The organism is Herbaspirillum sp. CF444, assembly GCF_000282135.1.
Taxonomy (GTDB): domain Bacteria; phylum Pseudomonadota; class Gammaproteobacteria; order Burkholderiales; family Burkholderiaceae_D; genus Herbaspirillum.
In genome coordinates this window covers 17,658-35,939 of the sequence record NZ_AKJW01000061.1, presented here as the reverse complement: position 1 = coordinate 35,939, position 18,282 = coordinate 17,658, and the positions used below count along the sequence as shown (strand labels likewise).

Annotated in this window: 17 protein-coding genes; 8 read left to right on the top strand and 9 right to left on the bottom strand. The window is 59.4% G+C overall.

All coding sequences use genetic code 11. The features are described 5' to 3' along the window. Positions 1–7: 7 nt before the first annotated feature. The 4 genes from greA to PMI16_RS13040 form a co-directional block, all read right to left on the bottom strand. Positions 8–490 (bottom strand): transcription elongation factor GreA, encoded by a 483-nt coding sequence (greA, locus tag PMI16_RS13055; protein ID WP_007880201.1) that lies wholly within the window; start codon positions 488–490, stop codon positions 8–10. 217 nt (positions 491–707) lie between these two features. After that, positions 708–3,941 carry a carbamoyl-phosphate synthase large subunit gene (gene carB / locus PMI16_RS13050; RefSeq protein ID WP_007880200.1) on the bottom strand — a complete coding sequence of 1,078 codons (3,234 nt, stop codon included), beginning with the start codon at positions 3,939–3,941 and terminating at the stop codon, positions 708–710. Continuing rightward, a complete protein-coding gene (gene carA, locus PMI16_RS13045) occupies positions 3,934–5,097 on the bottom strand; it encodes a glutamine-hydrolyzing carbamoyl-phosphate synthase small subunit (protein ID WP_007880199.1) in 1,164 nt (387 codons plus the stop codon). The genes carB and carA overlap by 8 nt, the downstream gene beginning before the upstream one ends. Positions 5,098–5,413: 316 nt before the next feature. After that, positions 5,414–5,821, bottom strand: a complete 408-nt coding sequence (locus PMI16_RS13040; protein WP_007880195.1) for a GlcG/HbpS family heme-binding protein — start codon at positions 5,819–5,821, stop codon at positions 5,414–5,416. Positions 5,822–6,112: 291 nt separating this feature from the next. Here PMI16_RS13040 and PMI16_RS13035 point away from each other — a divergent pair, with 291 nt between their 5' ends. After that, positions 6,113–6,646 (top strand): C40 family peptidase, encoded by a 534-nt coding sequence (locus PMI16_RS13035; protein ID WP_443134891.1) that lies wholly within the window; start codon positions 6,113–6,115, stop codon positions 6,644–6,646. A gap of 172 nt (positions 6,647–6,818) precedes the next feature. Here the strand turns inward: PMI16_RS13035 and PMI16_RS13030 are convergent, their stop codons facing one another. Beyond that, on the bottom strand, positions 6,819–7,682 hold the full coding sequence (locus tag PMI16_RS13030; RefSeq protein WP_007880192.1) for a patatin-like phospholipase family protein: 864 nt from the start codon (positions 7,680–7,682) through the stop codon (positions 6,819–6,821). A 176-nt stretch (positions 7,683–7,858) separates the two neighbouring features. On the opposite strand from PMI16_RS13030, the gene PMI16_RS13025 reads away from it, so the two are divergent. The 5 genes from PMI16_RS13025 (at position 7,859) to PMI16_RS13005 (ending at position 12,998) form a co-directional block, all read left to right on the top strand. Then, positions 7,859–8,473, top strand: coding sequence for a TetR/AcrR family transcriptional regulator (locus tag PMI16_RS13025; RefSeq protein ID WP_007880191.1), 615 nt, complete (start codon positions 7,859–7,861; stop codon positions 8,471–8,473). Between the two features lie 73 nt (positions 8,474–8,546). Further along, entirely contained in the window at positions 8,547–9,446 is a 900-nt protein-coding gene (locus tag PMI16_RS13020; RefSeq protein WP_007880190.1) for an alpha/beta fold hydrolase, read from the top strand. A 313-nt stretch (positions 9,447–9,759) separates the two neighbouring features. Beyond that, positions 9,760–10,605 carry an ureidoglycolate lyase gene (locus tag PMI16_RS13015; RefSeq protein WP_007880189.1) on the top strand — a complete coding sequence of 282 codons (846 nt, stop codon included), beginning with the start codon at positions 9,760–9,762 and terminating at the stop codon, positions 10,603–10,605. Positions 10,606–10,757: 152 nt separating this feature from the next. Next, entirely contained in the window at positions 10,758–11,510 is a 753-nt protein-coding gene (locus PMI16_RS13010; RefSeq protein ID WP_007880188.1) for an SDR family oxidoreductase, read from the top strand. Positions 11,511–11,669: 159 nt separating this feature from the next. Beyond that, entirely contained in the window at positions 11,670–12,998 is a 1,329-nt protein-coding gene (locus PMI16_RS13005) for an MFS transporter (RefSeq protein WP_007880187.1), read from the top strand. 59 nt (positions 12,999–13,057) lie between these two features. Here the strand turns inward: PMI16_RS13005 and PMI16_RS13000 are convergent, their stop codons facing one another. After that, the gene (locus PMI16_RS13000; RefSeq protein ID WP_007880184.1) at positions 13,058–13,591 is read right to left on the bottom strand and encodes a lipocalin-like domain-containing protein; all 534 of its coding nucleotides are present in this window, start codon (positions 13,589–13,591) and stop codon (positions 13,058–13,060) included. A 132-nt stretch (positions 13,592–13,723) separates the two neighbouring features. On the opposite strand from PMI16_RS13000, the gene PMI16_RS12995 reads away from it, so the two are divergent. Continuing rightward, positions 13,724–14,590, top strand: a complete 867-nt coding sequence (locus PMI16_RS12995) for a LysR family transcriptional regulator (protein ID WP_051994648.1) — start codon at positions 13,724–13,726, stop codon at positions 14,588–14,590. A gap of 19 nt (positions 14,591–14,609) precedes the next feature. On the opposite strand, the gene PMI16_RS12990 is transcribed toward PMI16_RS12995, so the two are convergent. The 3 genes from PMI16_RS12990 to PMI16_RS12980 form a co-directional block, all read right to left on the bottom strand. After that, positions 14,610–15,359, bottom strand: a complete 750-nt coding sequence (locus PMI16_RS12990) for an MgtC/SapB family protein (protein ID WP_007880181.1) — start codon at positions 15,357–15,359, stop codon at positions 14,610–14,612. Positions 15,360–15,463: 104 nt separating this feature from the next. Beyond that, the gene (locus tag PMI16_RS12985; protein ID WP_007880180.1) at positions 15,464–16,675 is read right to left on the bottom strand and encodes a DUF2252 domain-containing protein; all 1,212 of its coding nucleotides are present in this window, start codon (positions 16,673–16,675) and stop codon (positions 15,464–15,466) included. A gap of 160 nt (positions 16,676–16,835) precedes the next feature. Next, positions 16,836–17,294, bottom strand: coding sequence for a multidrug/biocide efflux PACE transporter (locus tag PMI16_RS12980; protein ID WP_007880179.1), 459 nt, complete (start codon positions 17,292–17,294; stop codon positions 16,836–16,838). 107 nt (positions 17,295–17,401) lie between these two features. On the opposite strand from PMI16_RS12980, the gene PMI16_RS12975 reads away from it, so the two are divergent. Continuing rightward, positions 17,402–18,274, top strand: coding sequence for a LysR family transcriptional regulator (locus PMI16_RS12975; protein ID WP_007880175.1), 873 nt, complete (start codon positions 17,402–17,404; stop codon positions 18,272–18,274). Positions 18,275–18,282: the final 8 nt, after the last annotated feature.

The window sequence follows — 18,282 nt, the reverse complement described above, 5'->3', positions numbered from 1 at the left end:
CTACGACTTAAACGTAGCGCACTTCCAGGATTTCATACTCGCGCACGCCCGACGGTGCTTCGACTGCAACCACGTCGCCGGCGCTCTTGCCGATCAAGGCACGCGCGATCGGCGAAGTCACGGAAACCTTGGCTTCCTTGATATCGGCTTCATCGATGCCGACGATCTGATAGGTGACTTTCTCGCCGCTGTCCAGGTTTTCCAGATCGACCGTGGCGGCAAACACCACGCGGCCATCCGCGCCCGAGCTCAAGGTCGCCGGATCGACGACCAGCGACGAACCCAGCTTGCCTTCCAGATCCGCAATGCGGCCTTCGATGAAGGCCTGACGTTCCTTGGCGGCATCGTATTCGGCATTTTCCGACAGGTCGCCTTGCGCGCGCGCTTCGGCAATCGCATTGATGACCGCCGGACGCTCTTTGGATTTCAGGCGTTGCAACTCTTCCTTCAGAAGCTCTGCACCATACTTGGTGATAGGAACTGTACTCATAAAACTCTCAACAAAAAAATGAGGCACTTTTGTATGACTTGCCCTGGAGGCTGTTGCAAAATCAAACTGAGCGGAATGAAACACGACACGGCGCGGCGCGAGATCGATTTTGCAACAGCCCTGACAGGCAAATACAGAGTTTGCCGTTAAAAAAGACACAGAGGGCATCGAATACTCAGATGCCCTCTGTGACTAGCAATAAAACGTGTATGTGGGTTTAGTGTATAGCTTTATGCAGCCCTTGTAAATCATACACATCCAGCGCGTCCAGATGGCGCATGCCTTCCACCGCAGCCTCTGCGCCGGCAATCGTCGTGAACGTCGTCACGCGCGCCGCCAGCGCCGAAGTACGGATCGCACCGGAGTCGGCAATCGCCGTGCGCTTCTCTTCGACCGTGTTGACCACGAGCGCGATCTCGTTGTTCTTGATCATGTCGACGATGTGCGGACGACCTTCCACCACCTTGTTCACGGTCGTGACCGGAATGCCGGCGGCGCTGATGGCCGCAGCCGTACCCTTGGTCGCCACGATGGAGAAACCGAGACCGACCAGATCCTTCGCCACCTGCACGGCGCGCGGCTTGTCGCTGCCCTTGACGCTCAGGAACACCTTGCCCGATGTCGGCAGCTTGACGCCTGCGCCGAGCTGCGACTTGACGAAAGCTTCGCCGAAAGTCTTGCCCACGCCCATGACTTCGCCGGTCGACTTCATCTCGGGTCCGAGAATGGTGTCGACGCCCGGGAATTTCACGAACGGGAACACGGCTTCCTTGACGCTGAAGTAAGGCGGGATCACTTCGTTCTTGATGCCCTGGCTGTCCAGCGACTGGCCGACCATGCAGCGTGCGGCGATCTTCGCCAGCTGCAGGCCGGTTGCCTTGGAAACGAACGGCACGGTACGCGAGGCGCGCGGGTTTACTTCCAGCACGAAGACGACGTCTTGCAACTTGCCGTCGACTTCGGTTTGCTGGATCGCGAACTGCACGTTCATCAGGCCGACCACGTTCAGGCCCTTGGCCATCAGCGCGGTCTGGCGCTTCAGTTCGTCAATGGTTTCCTTGGCCAGCGAGTATGGCGGCAGCGAACAGGCCGAGTCGCCCGAGTGCACGCCGGCTTGTTCGATGTGTTCCATCACGCCGCCGATGAAGGTGCGCTCGCCGTCCGACAGGCAGTCGACGTCGACTTCGATCGCGTCGTTCAGGAAGCGGTCCAGCAGCACCGGTGAATCATGCGACACCTTGACGGCTTCACGCATGTAGCGTTCGAGGTCGCGTTGCTCGTGGACGATTTCCATCGCGCGGCCGCCCAGCACGTAGGAAGGACGCACCACCAGCGGATAACCGATTTCCTGCGCCAGGCGCAGCGCGTCGGCTTCGGTACGCGCGGTACGGTTCGGCGGTTGACGCAGACCCAGATCGTGCAACAGTTTTTGGAAACGCTCGCGGTCTTCCGCAGCGTCGATCATGTCCGGCGAAGTGCCGACGATGGGCACGCCGTTGGCTTCCAGATCCAGCGCCAGCTTCAGCGGCGTCTGGCCGCCATACTGGACGATCACGCCGTACGGTTTTTCCAGTGCGACGATTTCCAGCACATCTTCCAGCGTCAGCGATTCGAAATACAGACGGTCGGACGTGTCGTAGTCGGTCGACACGGTTTCCGGATTGCAGTTGACCATGATGGTTTCGTAACCGTCTTCGCGCATTGCCAGCGCAGCATGCACGCAGCAATAATCGAATTCGATACCCTGGCCGATGCGGTTCGGACCGCCGCCCAGCACCATGATCTTCTTCTTGTCGTTGGGCTTCGACTCGCACTCTTCTTCATAGGTCGAGTACATGTAAGCCGTGTTGGTCGAGAACTCGCCCGCGCAGGTATCGACGCGCTTGTAGACCGGACGGATGTTCAGCGCATGGCGCTTCTCGCGCACGGCGGTGTCGGTGACCTTCAGCAGCTTGGCAAGACGACGGTCGGCGAAGCCTTTTTGCTTCAGTTTGTACAAGGTCGCCTTGTCCAGACCGTCCAGCGTCTGGCCGTTTTCCAGCCACAGTTCAATGTCGACGATTTCCTTGATTTGCGACAGGAACCACGGGTCGATGTGCGTCAGGCCATGCACTTCTTCCAGCGTGAAGCCTTGTGCGAACGCATCGCCCACGTACCAGATGCGGTCCGGACCCGGCTCGCCCAGTTCTTCCTTGATGGTTTCGTGGTCGGTGGTCTTTTCGTTCATGCCGTCGACGCCGACTTCCAGGCCGCGCAGTGCTTTCTGGAAGGATTCCTGGAAGGTGCGGCCGATCGCCATGACTTCACCGACCGACTTCATTTGCGTGGTCAGGTGGTTGTCGGCTTGCGGGAATTTTTCAAACGCAAAGCGCGGGATCTTGGTGACGACGTAGTCGATCGACGGTTCGAACGAAGCCGGGGTCGCGCCGCCGGTGATTTCGTTGCGCAGTTCGTCCAGCGTGAAGCCGACCGCCAGCTTGGCAGCGATCTTGGCGATCGGGAAACCGGTCGCCTTCGAGGCCAGCGCCGACGAACGCGAGACGCGCGGATTCATTTCGATGACGATCATGCGGCCGTCGGCCGGATTGACCGAGAACTGCACGTTGGAGCCGCCGGTGTCGACGCCGATTTCACGCAGCACCGCCAGCGAGGCGTTACGCATGATCTGGTATTCCTTGTCGGTCAGCGTTTGCGCCGGCGCCACGGTGATGGAGTCGCCGGTATGCACGCCCATCGGATCCAGGTTTTCGATGGAGCAGACGATGATGCAGTTGTCGGCCTTGTCGCGCACGACTTCCATCTCGTACTCTTTCCAGCCGATCAGCGATTCTTCGATCAGCAGTTCGGTGGTCGGCGAAGCTTCCAGGCCGCGCTTGCAGATGGTTTCGAATTCTTCGGCGTTGTAGGCGATGCCGCCGCCGGTGCCGCCCATGGTGAACGAAGGACGGATGATGACCGGGAAGCCCAGTTCCTTTTGCACCGCCCACGACTCTTCCATGGTGTGCGACACGCCCGAGCGCGCGGAACCCAGACCGATCTTGGTCATGGCGTCCTTGAACTTGGAGCGGTCTTCGGCCTTGTCGATGGCTTCCGGCGAGGCGCCGATCAGTTCGCAGCCGTATTTTTCGAGCACGCCGTTGCGGTGCAGGTCGAGCGCGCAGTTCAGCGCGGTCTGGCCGCCCATGGTCGGCAGGATCGCGTCCGGCTTTTCCTTGGCGATGATGCGTTCCACCACTTGCCAGGTAATCGGTTCGATATAGGTGACGTCGGCCATTTCAGGATCGGTCATGATGGTCGCGGGATTGCTGTTGACCAGGATGACTTTGTAGCCCTCTTCACGCAGCGCCTTGCAGGCTTGCGCACCGGAATAGTCGAATTCGCAGGCCTGACCGATGATGATCGGACCAGCGCCGATGATCAGGATGCTTTTAATGTCGTTACGCTTAGGCATGTTTCTTTTTCTCCATCATCGCCACAAATTTATCGAACAGGGGGGCGATGTCATGCGGCCCGGGCGATGCTTCGGGGTGGCCCTGGAAGCAGAACGCAGGCTTATCGGTACGGGCAAAACCTTGCAGCGAGCCGTCGAACAGCGACACGTGCGTGACGCGGCAGTTGGCCGGCAATGTTGCGGCATCCACGGCGAAACCGTGATTTTGCGAGGTGATCAGCACTTGCTTGGTGTCCAGATCCTGCACCGGATGGTTGGCGCCGTGGTGACCGAACTTCATCTTCAGCGTCTTGGCGCCGGAAGCCAGCGCCATGATCTGGTGGCCGAGGCAAATGCCGAAGGTCGGGATGCCGCGCTCGATCAGTTCCTTCGAAGCTGCGATCGCGTAATCGCATGGCTCCGGATCGCCGGGACCGTTGGACAGGAAGATGCCGTCCGGATTCAGCGCAAGCGCTTCGGCGGCAGTTGCCTGCGCCGGCAACACGGTGACCTTGCAACCGCGCTCGGCGAGCATGCGCAGGATGTTGTACTTGACGCCGTAATCGAACGCGACCACGTGGAATTTCGGCGTGATTTGCTGGCCGTAGCCGCGCCCCAGTTTCCACTCGGTCTCGGTCCAGTTGTAGGCTTGCCTGGTCGACACGACCTTGGCCAGGTCCATGCCCGCCAGTCCGGGGAAACCGCGCGCCAGTTCCAGCGCCTTGGCGGTTGCCGCTTCGATGTTTGTGTCGCCGGCGACGATGGCGCCGTTTTGCGCACCCTTTTCACGCAGGATACGGGTCAGCTTGCGCGTATCGATATCGGCAATGGCCACGATGTTGCTGGCTTGCAGGTATTCGGCCAGTGTTTGCTTGGTGCGGAAATTGGAAGTCAGGCGCGGCAGATCTTTGATGATCAGGCCGGCAGCGTGGATCTGCGATGCTTCGACGTCTTCGGCATTGACGCCGGTATTGCCGATATGCGGGTAAGTCAGTGTGACGATCTGGCGGCTGTAGCTGGGGTCGGTCAGAATTTCCTGATAGCCGGTCATGGCGGTGTTGAAAACGACTTCACCGGTCGTGTTGCCAGCAGCGCCGATGGAAACACCAAGAAAAACGGACCCGTCTGCTAGCGCGAGGATGGCCGGAACGGTAGGGCCAGAAAGAAGAGGCAGCAAGGGTAACTCCTGAGATTGTTACCGCCGCTGGCCTGACCAGATGTGCTGCTGAGACTCTGCACTCAATTCTCAGTACCCAACCGGCGACCGGCACAAACGCCCCGTTTTGAAGCACGCGGGTGGTTGTTTGGTCTGCTGGGACGAGGTGAAGGATTCGGTATGCGCTACGGCGGAATTTAAATTAGCTAAACCGCTCGATTATAGCGCAAAATGCGCCCCCCAGCAAATCCTAAGATTGCCGGAAGGCGCATTTCGAGACCTTGCCGGTGATGAAAAACCGGCTAAAAATCAATTAATTAGCGTCAGATCAGCGCTATTACAGGCCCAAGGCAGCAATACCCGCTTTAGCGATCTGCACGTCTTCCGACGACTTCACGCCCGACACGCCGACGGCGCCGACGCATTGACCGTCGACAACGATAGGCACGCCGCCTTCCAGCAGGCCGTCCAGCTCAGGCGCGCACAGGAAAGAGAAGCGACCGTTGTTGATCATGTCTTCGTAAATCTTGGTTTCGCGGCGGCCCAGTGCGGCGGTCTTGGCCTTGGCCGGCGAGATGTGCGAGGAAGCCGGCGCAGCGCCGTCCAGGCGTTGCAACCACAGCAAATGGCCGCCATCGTCGACGATAGAGATGACAACTGCCCAGTTATTGGCCTTGGCTTCGGCTTCGGCGCCGGCAGCGATTTTTTTCAGATCGTCGAGTGTCAGGTACGGTTTCGTTTGCATGATGCTCCCACATGTCTCAAGTAAAAAAGAATGCTGATTGTAAGGCGAGAATGGCTCGCCGGCACGAAATATGCAAAACCTCCGGCATCCCGCTTCAACTGCATGCCTACCGCAGCATACGTAAGGCATTGACTTTATTGCAATTTCTCTGAAATGACGCGCAATAATCTTTTGACATTGCCGATGAAATTGTTTACATTCCAGCAGTCATACCGATAGGGAAATGTCCTGATGACAACACGCAGCGCCGCAAGAACTAACCGATACCGACACCGCCTCGCAAAAGCATGCGTGCTGGCCGCCGGCTTCTGGTTCTGCGGCACCGCCTGGAGCATCGATCTTCCCATCCAGCAGATTCAGCAAGTTCAGCAAGACCCTCTTCCTCCCGGCAAAGCGACCATCGCTCTCGCCAAACTGCAAGACATCACCAACCGCGCTTCCGAACTGGCCGTCCAGGCATTGAGCATGCTCGGCATCAACTACCGTTACGGCGGCACCTCACCGGAAACCGGCTTGGATTGCAGCGGCCTGGTGCGTTATGTGTTCAAGGAAGCGTTGGGAACCGATTTGCCGCGTACGTCGGCTGAAATCAGCCGCGTCGGCGAAAAAGTGGACAAAGTCGACCTGCGTCCCGGCGACCTGGTGTTCTACAACACGCTGCGTCGCGGCTTTTCGCATGTCGGCATTTATCTGGGCGACAGCAAATTCATCCACTCGCCATCCGCCGGCGGACAAGTACGCATCGAAGACATGGATGTCGCCTATTGGAAAAAGCGCTTTAATGGCGCGCGCCGCATCTCCACAACTGCTGAAGATCAGCAATAAGCGTTTCATCAGGAGTCCAGGATTGCGATTCCTGCTCTCTCTCTCTCTTTCTCGATTCGACCAGCGCCTTCTCTCTTATATTAGTAGTACCGGTTCAACGCTGCTCAAAAATGCATTCGTGACATCTGGCGCTGCTTGATACGGCAGAAACATTGCCAGACAGACATTTCCGTCAATCTCCGCCTCTAGCCTTCAACTTCGCCTTCAGCTCAGGCATGATTTTCATCGTCGCCTGCTCTCCGGCCAGAATCGCCAGATTGCGTCCCGCAAAGTCGCTGCCCTTCATCGCGCCCAAACCCGGCTGAATCACGATGTCGGCGTCCTTCAATTCGTAGTAATTGATGCTCTGTCCCATGATGGCGAAAGTTTGCAGCATCACGTCGACCGAGCTTGACGACGCCTGCGCCTCCGGCTGCGCCGAGATATTCACCGCGATCACGAAGTCCGCGCCCATCTCGCGCGCGAAATGCACCGGCACCGGCGCCACCAGTCCGCCGTCGACATAATAGTGATCGCCGATCCTGACCGACTGGAACACGCCCGGCACGGCCGACGACGCACGCACCGCAACCCCGGCATTGCCGCGGCGGAACAGAATCGGCTGGCCGGTCTTGAGGTCGGTCGCCACGGCGCCGAACGGGATCTTGAATTTTTCTATCGGCAGGTTGTTGACGGCACGATTCACGTAAGTCTGCACGCCCTCGCCTTTCAACACCCCGCTGACCTTCGAGAAAAACGGCACCGACCAATCGGAAATGGTTGCTTCGTCCATATCCAGCGCCAGCTTCTGCAAGGCAAATCCATTGTTGCCGGCCGCATACAAGGCGCCGACCAGGCTGCCGGCGCTGGTGCCCACCACGATATCAACCGCGATTCCCTGCGACTCCAGCGCCTTGATCACGCCCACGTGTGCAAAACCACGCGCGGCGCCGCCGCCGAGAGCCAGTGCAATGCGCGGTTTTTGCGGCGGCTTGGTCGGCGCCGCCACCGGCGTCACCGGCGACGTCTCGACCGGCGCGGCGGATTTGGACGGCATGAGGCCGTTACAGGCAGCCAGAAGAGAAAGGGAAAATACGGCGATGACGCGATGTAATACGGACATGTTCTTCGAGAGCAGAAAATCTCAGCCCGAACGGGCGCAGCCATTTTAGCTTAAACACGCCGCGCTCCCGGCCCTTGATTTGGAAACAATCATTTCCTATAATGCAGCACATGACCTCCAACACCACTACCCTTGCGCGCAGCCGCGGCCGCCCGCGCGAGTTCGACATCGATGCCGCGCTGGACAAGGCCATCGTCATCTTTACCGAAAAGGGTTACTACGGCACCTCCATCAGCGACCTGAGCGCCGCCCTGGAGCTGACCGCCGGCAGCATCTACAAAGCCTTCGAAGACAAGCGATCCGTCTTCATCGCCGCGCTTGAACGCTACATCGCCCTGCGCACCGAACGCCTGCAACAAGCCCTGAAGCCGGCCAAGACCGGCCGCGAGCGCGTGCGCGCCTTGCTCGCACTGTATGCCGCCTCCAGCTACGAAGCCGAAGGACGCCGCGGTTGCTTCATCGTCAGCAGCGCCGTTGAATTATCCATTTCCGATCCGGAAATCGCCGAACGCGTCGCACGGTCGCTGGATGTCCACGAAAAGCGTCTGACCCTTTTCATCCGCCAGGGGCAGGAAGACGGCAGCATTCCTGTGCACGTCGAAGCGGCGACGACTGCCCGGCTGCTCTTGTGCGTGCTGCAGGGCATGCGCGTGATCGGCAAAACAGGTCGCAGCAAAAAGGACATGAACAACCTGATCGGCAGTGCCTTGAAAGTACTCGACTAAAAAATTTTACCAATTTAGGAAACATTCGCTTCCTATTTAATGAACTCCCTCAACCCGAACCAAAGAATCCATCATGCAAACATTCTCTCCCACCACATTCTGGAACGACTTCCACCACGGCAGCGCACGCGTCAACGGCGTGCGCCTGCATTACGTCGAAGGCGGCAGCGGCGCACCGATCCTGCTCATTCCGGGCTGGCCGCAAAGCTGGTACGCATGGCGTCTGGTCATGCCTTTGCTGGTCGCCGGCGGACGTCGCGTCATCGCCATCGATCCGCGCGGCATGGGCGACTCCGACAAACCCGCATCAGGATACGACCTGAAGACCGTCGCCGCCGACCTGCACGCATTCGCCGGCACGCTCAGGCTGCTTGATCACGGTCCGCTCGATGTCGCCGGACACGACATCGGCACCTGGATCGGCCACGCCTATGCCGCAGACTGGCCGGACGATATCCGCAGGCTGGCCCTGTTCGATGCAGCCCTCCCCGGCATCACGCCTCCCCCTCCTGCAGGGATCCCTTCGACTGAAGTCAATACGAGAACCTGGCATTTCGCATTCAACCGCCTCGACGATCTGCCGGAGATTTTGCTGCAAGGACATGAACGCGCCTTCCTCAGCCATCTGTTCCACACCAAGGCGGCCAAGCGCTGGGCCATCACGCCGGCCGACCTGGATGAATATGAGCGCGTCTTTTCCGCACCCGGCGCAATACGCGCGGCCTTGTCGTATTACCGCATCGCCTTCGGCACGGAAGGTCTCGCACAAAGCCGCAGCCGCGGCGAGAAAACGCTGGCCATGCCGATCCTCGCCATGGGCGCGGAACACGGCGTCAAAGATGCGCTGCTTAATACCTTACGCACGATCGCGACCGACGTGCGCGGCGGCATTCTGGAAAATTGCGGCCACTACATGCCGGAAGAAATGCCGGACGCCGTCGCCGACGAACTGCAACGCTTTTTCAACGCCTGAGTGTGCAACGACTTATTCGTCCGATCGCCGCCCAGCGCAATAGCAAGACATTCGATACACAACCGGCAAAACAAAAGTTGTAAATTGCAAACATTTATTTGCGCAATAAAAAAGAAGGAAAGGTGAAGTTCAGAGATAAAAGAATTGCAATGTTTCAGACCCACGCTTTATAAATTTTCACCTGAACGGCGGCAAAGTTGTTTGATGGTCTTACCAATTAATTGGTATTATCTCGATTCCCAAGCAGGACTACGTGCCACACATTTGCCAAGATGGCGCTTCATTCTTTAGATCAACCACCAAAGGAAGAGCAATGAAATTACTTCGTTACGGCCCTGTCGGCCAAGAAAAGCCAGGCATCCTGGATCAGGCCGGCAAGATTCGCGATCTGTCGGCGCACGTCAAGGACATCAACGGCGCAGCGCTGGACGACGCCACCATCGCCAAGATTCGTGCGCTGGATCTGCAAAGCCTTCCGGTGGTGGACGGCAACCCGCGTATCGGCGCCTGCGTCGGCAACATCGGCAAATTCATCTGCATCGGCCTGAACTACGCCGATCACGCCGCCGAATCCAACCTTCCCATCCCTGCCGAACCGGTCGTGTTCAACAAGTGGACGTCGGCCGTGGTCGGTCCCAACGACGACGTCAAGATTCCGCGCGGCTCCAGGAAGACCGACTGGGAAGTCGAGCTGGGCGTGGTCATCGGCAAGGCTGCCTCGTACATCGAAGAGAAAGATGCGCTGTCGCACATCGCCGGCTACTGCGTCGTCAACGACGTCTCCGAGCGCGAATTCCAGACCGAACGCGGCGGCACCTGGGACAAGGGCAAGGGTTGCGACACCTTCGGTCCGATCGGCCCATGGCTGGTGACGCGCGATGAAATCGCCAATCCGAACAACCTGCAACTGTGGCTGGAAGTCGACGGCAAGCGCTACCAGAACGGCAACACCAACACGATGATTTTCAACGTGCCGTTCATCATTTCCTACCTGAGCAAATTCATGAGCCTGCAGCCCGGCGACGTGATCTCGACCGGCACGCCTCCAGGCGTCGGCATGGGCGTCAAGCCGAATCCGGTCTATCTGGTTGCGGGTCAAACCATGCGCCTGGGCATCGAAGGCCTGGGCGAGCAGCAACAAAAGACTGTTAACGCTTGATACCTGCTCCCTGCTTCTACCGCGAGACCATTGGCCAGTATTGGCTGATGGTCTCGCCACGATGCAACCACAGATTCGAGCGCTAAAAACTGCCCGCAGAAGGCAGACAAAACAATACGGGTTTCCTCAAGAGCAAAGAGAACGGAGTCAACATGAATCACTACGATTTCCAGGGTCGCAGCGCGATCGTTACCGGCGGCGCGCAGGGCATCGGCTTTGCCATCGCCGAACGCCTGCTGCAAGGCAAGGCCAAAGTCGTCCTGTGGGATATGGATGAAAAAGTCTTGCAAGAAGCGCGCGCCAGGCTGGAGCCGCTCGGCAACGTCGAAACCGTGGTCGTCAACATCGGCGATCAGGCTGCCGTACAGCGCGCCATCGAAGCCACCGAAAAAGTGACCCAATCGATCGACGTGCTGGTGCACAGCGCCGGCATCGCCGGTCAGAACGGCCTGGTTGCGGAGTACTCGCCGGAAGAATGGCGCCGCGTCATCGACATCGATCTGAACGGCGCGTTCTACGTCAATCAGGTGGTCGTGCAACGCATGATCGCGCAGAACTACGGCCGCATCGTCAACGTCGCCTCGATCGCCGGCAAGGAAGGCAATCCGACCGCATCGGCCTACAGCGCCGCCAAAGCCGGCCTGATCGCCCTGACCAAGAGCCTCGGCAAGGAAACCGCCACCAAGAACATCGCCGTCAACGCGATCACGCCGGCGGCGGCGCAAACCCGCATCCTGGAGCAATGCACCCAGGCGCACATCGACTACATGCTGTCGAAGATCCCGCGCGGACGCTTCGTCAAGGTGGAAGAAATCGCGGCGATGGTGACGTGGCTGGTCTCGGAAGAAAATTCGTTCACCACCGGCTCGGTCTTCGACCTGTCGGGCGGTCGCGCGACTTACTGATCCCGCAAGAAACAGTCGTACCTATACGGATGCAGCCGCGGCACATTGAACATGTGCCGCGCCATCCCCAAAAATAACAATATTTCCAGCCTGTCTCCCGACGCTGCCGCAAGCACCGCCGGCGGCCGGTTGCGTCTTTAAAAACAGAGGAGAAATGAAATGGCAGCAGTCCCCTATCCGGCCCCGTCACAAGACATGCAGGATATCCAGGAATCCAGTCTTTACCGCCGCATCACCCTGCGCTTCGTGCCGCTGCTGGTGATCTGCTTTGTGTTTGCTTACCTGGACCGCGTCAACATCAGCTTCGCCAAGCTGCAGATGCAGCAAGACCTCGGTTTCTCCGACGCCGTCTACGGCCTCGGCGCAAGCATCTTTTTTGTCGGCTACTTCCTGTTCGAAATTCCCAGCAACATGATCCTGCACAAGGTCGGTCCGAAACGCTGGATCGCTCGCATCATGGTCACCTGGGGCATCGCCTCGGCGGCGATGATGTTCGTCACCAATGAAACCGGTTTCTACATCCTGCGCTTCCTCATCGGCAGCCTGGAAGCCGGCTTCGTTCCCGGCGCCCTGTACTTCTTCACCAACTGGTTCCCGTCGCAGCGTCGCGGCCGCATCAACTCGCTGTTCATGGCGGCGATTGCCGTTTGCGGCATGATCGGCGGTCCGATCTCGGGCGGCATCATGAAGTTCACCCACGGCGTGAGCGCGCTGCACGGCTGGCAATGGCTGTTCCTGCTGGAAGGCATTCCGTCGATCGTGCTCGGCGTGATCTGCTGGATCGTCATCGACAACAAGATCGAAGATGCGCGCTGGCTGAAGGACGAGGAAAAGAAACTGCTGCTGGCCCGCCTCGCGGCCGAACCGAAGAGCGAAGCGGTGCACTCCTTCCGCGACGCGCTGAAGCAACCGTCGACCATCACCATGTCGCTGATCTATCTGGTGCTGGCGTCGGGCATCTACGGCCTGGTGTTCTGGATGCCGCAATTGATCAAGACCGCCGGCACCGACGATACCTTCATCATCGGCCTGATCACGGTGATCCCTTACCTGTGCGCCGCCATCGGCATGATCCTGATCGGCCGCAGCTCGGACCGCACCGGCGAGCGCCGCTGGCATCTGGCCGGCTGCGCGCTGGCCGGCGCCCTCGGTTATGCGGTGAGCGCCTACTTCGGCGACAACACGCTGGTGCTGGTGGTCGGCCTGTCGTTTGCCGCCACCGGCATCATCGCCGGCATCGGCCTGTTCTGGATCCTGCCGCCGCGCGTGCTGACCGGCGCCGCTGCCGCAGGCGGCATTGCATTGATCAACTCGGTCGGCCAGTTGGGCGGCATCATCACGCCCTACATGGTCGGCAAGATCCGCGACATCACCGGCAGCGCATCGCTGGGCCTGTACGTGGTGGCGCTGGAATGCCTGCTCGGCGCGGCACTGTTGCTGTGGGCTTTGCCGAAACGCATTTACTTCCGCGAACCTGCCGAGAAGTAATCCCGCTGTCTCATAAAAAAGCCGCCTGCAGTCAGGGCGGTTTTTTTATCTCTTTCTTATCACCTGGCGGAATGGCTAAATTGTTCATGCGGCAAGTGTTGCCAGACTGAATAAGCAACCGTTCCATTTCCGGAGGCGCTTGCCGGCACGCCATAGGTAAGGACACCATCCTTGAAAATATATTCGCGCACTTGCTGCGTGCCTTCCCAGTTCGGATAGGAAGCGGCATCGATCCTGAACGTCAGCTGCCCCTTCGCCGCATCAATGGAAAGCCAGCCCGTATGCGTACTGGACCCCAGCGCCGCCTCACGATATTCCTCCGGAGTGCCGCGCGTCTTGTCGCCTGACGCAAACTTTGGACGATTTGGTCGAAATATCTGCAGCGAGTAGCGGCCGCTTTTGTCGATCATCAGCAGGCCATTGGGATGCTCCCCGTAGTTGGTGGTGCGCGTGCCGTCGGCCTTGATTTCATAGGCGGACGTCATTGACCAGACACCCTCGAACTCTGCCGGCAAGACCTGCCCGGCAAATGTGCCGAGCGGATACAGGCAGACGGCGACACTTGCCAGCATGAATTTGACATTCGTTTTCACTTCGCACTCCTCAGAAAGATAAGTTGGCGTCATCCCGACATGAGCTTTGTCATGCGAGACGGCAAACGATACCGATCTTTTTATCAGAGCGAAATTGGAGACTATCGCACATCGTCAGTGCATAATTGCACGATGAAATCGCCTGACTGGGACCACTTCCGTTTTTTTCTTGCGCTGGTCGACGCCTCGACGCTCACGGGTGCAGCCCGGGCGTTGGGCGTGGAACACACCACCGTCGCCCGTCGCATCGACACGCTGGAAAGCGCGTTGAAGATTCGCCTTTTCGATCGCTTTCCAAAAGGCTGGGCGCTGACCTCCGACGGTGAAAACATGGTTCCCCATGCACGCAAGCTGGAAGCCGACATGCACGCCTTGATGCGAGCGACGACCGGGTCTACCGCCTTGGACGGCATTGTTCGCGTGTCGGCGCCGCCCGCGATCACGACTTGCCTGCTGGCGCCGCGTCTGCAAAAAGCACTCAGGCATCTTCCGGGAATAGAGATCGAGCTGCTGGCGGAGTCCCGCCTGGTCGACCTCACGCGCCGGGAAGCCGATATCGCCCTGAGATTTCAGCGGCCAAGCTCTCCGGGCCTGGCGGTTCGCACGATTGCCGTCATCCATTACGGCTTGTACGCCCACCGGCGTTATCTGAAAAACCTGTCTCCGGATGCCTGGGAGTTTCTGGGTTACAACGATGGATTACAGGACACGCCGCAACAAAAATGGCTCGACGCCATCAAGGGAGACCGACGGTACCGGCTGCGCAGCAACGACCTCAGCGTATTGTTCGAAGCAGCCAATGCCGGTGAAGGCGTGGCCGTCCTGCCGGATTATTTTGGGAGCCGTTCCTCCGGCCTGATCCGCATCGCCTCGCCGGCCTGCCCGATCAAGCGAAAGCTGTGGATTGTCTTGCATGAAGACGTCAGGCGCACGGCGCGCGTTCGTGCTGTTGCCGACGCCATCATCGCGCTCTTCGACGACAATTCGAAGCAATCGTAAAAAAAGCGGGATGGGGCCACTAGCCGCGCGCGTGCGTCAGCTGGAATCCGGTGACGCCAGGCATGGCCTGGAGTTTTTCGGAAAAACCGACAATCGGTTCTGCGACGGCGCGATTGACGATGACCGCGATGAAATGCCATTCAATCTTCTGCGCGCGCCTGACCACCGAAAACGAACGCCGGCCGATGCGCCATCCCTGCTCCCGGGCAAGCGTGGTCAGCATGGGGGCATCCGGAACCGCGTCTTTGTCGAACTCCAGCATGACCGCGATGCCTTCCTGCGAAGGCAGGCGATTTTCGATCTTGCCGCCCAGCGCCATGCACGCGCTCGACAGCAAGGCGAGGCCGATCGCCGTCGGATAAAGTTGCACGCCGATCAGGATGCCGATCGCCGACGATGCCCAGATGGAAGCAGCGGTAGTCAGTCCATGGGTCGAGTATTGCTCGTGCACGATCACGCCGGCGCCAAGAAAACCGATGCCGGTGACGATGCCCTGTATCACGCGCGTCGGATCAGGCGCCGCGGTCGCCATGCCGACATGGCCGCCGAACCAGACATCGGGATGACCGACGATGGCAACCAGCGCCGCGGACGCCATGCAAACGACGCCATAGGTACGCATGCCTGCCGCGTGGCCGTGATAGAACCGCTCATACCCGACCAGTGCGCCCAGCAGCAGCGCTCCCAGCAGATCGCCCACCAGCCGCAAGCTGGCATCCAGCGCAGGCCCAGACCAGTACAGAGAAAAAAGATGATCGAATGAAGTCATGGGTTTTCGGGTGAAGTGGATCGAAGAACGCTCAGGCGACCAGGATGATTGCCCTTTATATCACGCGGTATCAGGCGGTATCACGCGGATCAAGTCCGTGCGAATCAATCCGGCCGGTCCAGCCTGAACACGCCGTCGTCGTAAGCCTCGCAGTACGTCCGCCAGTCCTGCTGCACTTCGACTGCCAGTTCGGCGCAGGCCGGCAGCAGTTTGCTGCGCCATTTCTTGCCTGCTGAAAAGTCGATGAGTTCATCCGCGATGGCCGAACCGTCGCGCCCCCCGCTACGCAACTGCGACCAGGCCACGCATTGCCCCATGACCGTGATCACGCCGATCAGATGATCGAGATGATGCTTCTGTCCCGCCAGCGGCACGCGGTCCTCAATCGGCTGCAAGGCGCGCAGCACGTAGGACTGTTCACCGATTTCAACGGCATGCAAAAACGCAATCGACACCGCCTGCATGCGCCGCTGCAGGGCGACCACACGTTCCGCCTCGTGGCGCCAGCGCGGCTGAAGATGTCCGAGATGGCCTGCAATCGAGGACGGCAAAGCCTGTTTCAGATCCAGCAGATAGTTTTGATCGGGCGAGCCTTTGCCCTCGACCAGAATGGCGTAACGCTCCACGCCCAGACTGCCGGTACCGGCAACCCGACGCGCCACGTCGAGGATCTTGTAAAAACCCGGCTGCGCCTGGCCGTGCGCGAATGTGTCGAGGAAGGCATGTATCTTGTGCCGCTGCTCGTCGGATACCTGCAGCAGTTTCTTGCCGTCGATGCGGAGGCGACGCTGACGGCCTTTTCGTTGCGTGCGCTTGTCGAGAAACTCGACACGCGAGCGTAGTCTCACCTGCTCCAGCAAGGCGCCGACCATGCCGGAACTGGTCTCGCGTTCGACCCAGCGCGCCTTGCCGAGCGCGAGGGCCGCGACATAGGCGTCGATAAAATGCTCGGCCAGCATTGCGGCGTCGGCGTGCGACAAACCCAGCGAAGGCGCCGCCACCAGGATACTGACGATGAAACGCGACAATTCCCATGTCGCCGGCGCCATGGCCGCTTCATCAAAATCGTTGACGTCGAAATAGGCCAGCCGGTTATCGCCTTTGTAGCTGCCGAAATTTTCCAGATGCAGATCGCCGCAGCACCAGACCGACGGCGACGAAGCGAAGATGCCGCTCTTGGGCAGGCGGTCGTAGAAGAGATGGCAGGTTCCGCGCAGGAAGACGAAGGGGTCCGTGCGCAGCGCCGCATATTTCATCGCCAGCCGTTCCGGATCGCGCCCGGAATTTGCCTTGCGTACGCGATTGATGATTTTCATGTTGTTTTCCTGTCGGCACAGACTGCACCTCTGCGCAGCCGAGTTTGCCCGAGAATCTACGCTAATCAACCGTCCTCCGCAATCGCGCTGAGCCGAACGGAAAAAAGGCGCCGAATCCGCAGATCAGCGCCTTACTTGTAAATCGGGTTGACAAGGATGATCAGCAGGCCGCATTCCTCAGCATGCCGGCGCGCACCTTGTCGTAGCACCAGTTGAACGCCAGCGTGTAGGGAAGAAAAAACAACACCAGGCCAATATCCAGCACGAAAGCCTCAATCAGGCCGATATCCAGCCACCACGCCGCCATCGGCACCACGGCGAGGATCAGGCCGGCTTCGAAGATCAGCGCATGCACGATGCGCACCGAAAAGCGCCGCGGCTCTCCACGTGTCGCCGGCGCTGCCTTAGCCTTCCAGCGACGCTCCAGGCGATCGAACATGCTGTTGAAGATCACGTTCCAGGTCATCGCCACCAGCGAAATCATCAGCGTCAGCAAACCCGCGTGGGCAAACGATACCCCCAACAGCCAGGACATCACCGGCGCGCACAGCAACAGCGCCACCAGCTCGAACAGGACGGCGTGCAAAAAGCGTTCGTACAAGGTTTTTTCCAGCGTCATGGCGCTCTCCTTCTCTTTCCAATCGATGAAGGCGATTATCCCCACTTAATCTGATAGGATAAAATCATTAATCATCGGAAAAACCGATATAAAGGAGTCATTGCCACATGCTGCATTCCGTCGACGCCCTGCTGATGTTCATCGAATCCGCCAACCTCGGCTCCTTCTCGGCGGCGGCGCGCAAGCTCGACAAACAACAGTCCACCGTCAGCGAAGCCATCGCCAACCTGGAAATCGACCTCGGCGTGACGCTGTTCGACCGCAGCACGCGCAAACCGACGCTGACCGAACATGGACACGCCCTGCTGGCCCATGCCCAGCAGATGCTCGACGCCAATGATCGCCTGAGCCGGGCGGCGCAACGACTGGCCGGCGGCCTGGAAGCGCAACTGAGTTTTGCGCTGTCCGATACGTATCAGTCCGACGTCTTCGAGAAGAGCCTGTCGCAGCTGGAGCAACGCTATCCCGACCTGCGGCTGGAATGCCTGATCGCGGAAGACGAAGACGCCGTCGACCTGGTACAGTCCGGCCGCGTGCAGATGGCGCTGGTGGCGGCGCAAACCGCCTATCCGCCCGACATCGGTTTCGAGACCATCGCCGACCAATCGGAAATCGGCCTCTACGTCAGCACCAGACACCCGCTGGCGCGCGCGGCGCAAGTCACCGGCGACATGCTGCGCGAAGCGCGCGAGCTGCGCCTGAACACCTATCGCGACGAAGCGAAGTCGCCGCGATCGGGATTCCACTGGTCGTCGTCAAGCTATCTGATTTTGCTGGAAATGACCGAACTGGGATTCGGCTGGGCGGAGTTGCCGCGCTGGATCGTCAAACGTTTCGGCGCCGCCGACCTCAAGCAATTGCAAGTCAACGGCTGGCCCAAAAACATCCAGGTGCATCTGATCTGGTCGCGCGAGCGCGGACTGGGGCAAGCCGGCAGCTGGCTGTGCAATACCTTTTTGTCGCCGCCGGCATCGCTCTGACTATTTTT

What these genes read in the sequence shown, in the direction of transcription:
- PMI16_RS13005 (WP_007880187.1), top strand. Translation starts at nt 11,670, where the DNA reads ATGGCAGCAGTCCCCTATCCGGCCCCGTCACAAGACATGCAGGATATC.
- PMI16_RS13020 (WP_007880190.1), top strand. Translation starts at nt 8,547, where the DNA reads ATGCAAACATTCTCTCCCACCACATTCTGGAACGACTTCCACCACGGC.
- PMI16_RS12975 (WP_007880175.1), top strand. Translation starts at nt 17,402, where the DNA reads ATGCTGCATTCCGTCGACGCCCTGCTGATGTTCATCGAATCCGCCAAC.
- PMI16_RS12995 (WP_051994648.1), top strand. Translation starts at nt 13,724, where the DNA reads ATGAAATCGCCTGACTGGGACCACTTCCGTTTTTTTCTTGCGCTGGTC.
- PMI16_RS13025 (WP_007880191.1), top strand. Translation starts at nt 7,859, where the DNA reads ATGACCTCCAACACCACTACCCTTGCGCGCAGCCGCGGCCGCCCGCGC.
- PMI16_RS12990 (WP_007880181.1), bottom strand. Translation starts at nt 15,359, where the DNA reads ATGACTTCATTCGATCATCTTTTTTCTCTGTACTGGTCTGGGCCTGCG.
- PMI16_RS13015 (WP_007880189.1), top strand. Translation starts at nt 9,760, where the DNA reads ATGAAATTACTTCGTTACGGCCCTGTCGGCCAAGAAAAGCCAGGCATC.
- PMI16_RS13010 (WP_007880188.1), top strand. Translation starts at nt 10,758, where the DNA reads ATGAATCACTACGATTTCCAGGGTCGCAGCGCGATCGTTACCGGCGGC.
- PMI16_RS12980 (WP_007880179.1), bottom strand. Translation starts at nt 17,294, where the DNA reads ATGACGCTGGAAAAAACCTTGTACGAACGCTTTTTGCACGCCGTCCTG.
- PMI16_RS13030 (WP_007880192.1), bottom strand. Translation starts at nt 7,682, where the DNA reads ATGCCGTCCAAATCCGCCGCGCCGGTCGAGACGTCGCCGGTGACGCCG.
- PMI16_RS13040 (WP_007880195.1), bottom strand. Translation starts at nt 5,821, where the DNA reads ATGCAAACGAAACCGTACCTGACACTCGACGATCTGAAAAAAATCGCT.
- greA (WP_007880201.1), bottom strand. Translation starts at nt 490, where the DNA reads ATGAGTACAGTTCCTATCACCAAGTATGGTGCAGAGCTTCTGAAGGAA.
- carB (WP_007880200.1), bottom strand. Translation starts at nt 3,941, where the DNA reads ATGCCTAAGCGTAACGACATTAAAAGCATCCTGATCATCGGCGCTGGT.
- PMI16_RS12985 (WP_007880180.1), bottom strand. Translation starts at nt 16,675, where the DNA reads ATGAAAATCATCAATCGCGTACGCAAGGCAAATTCCGGGCGCGATCCG.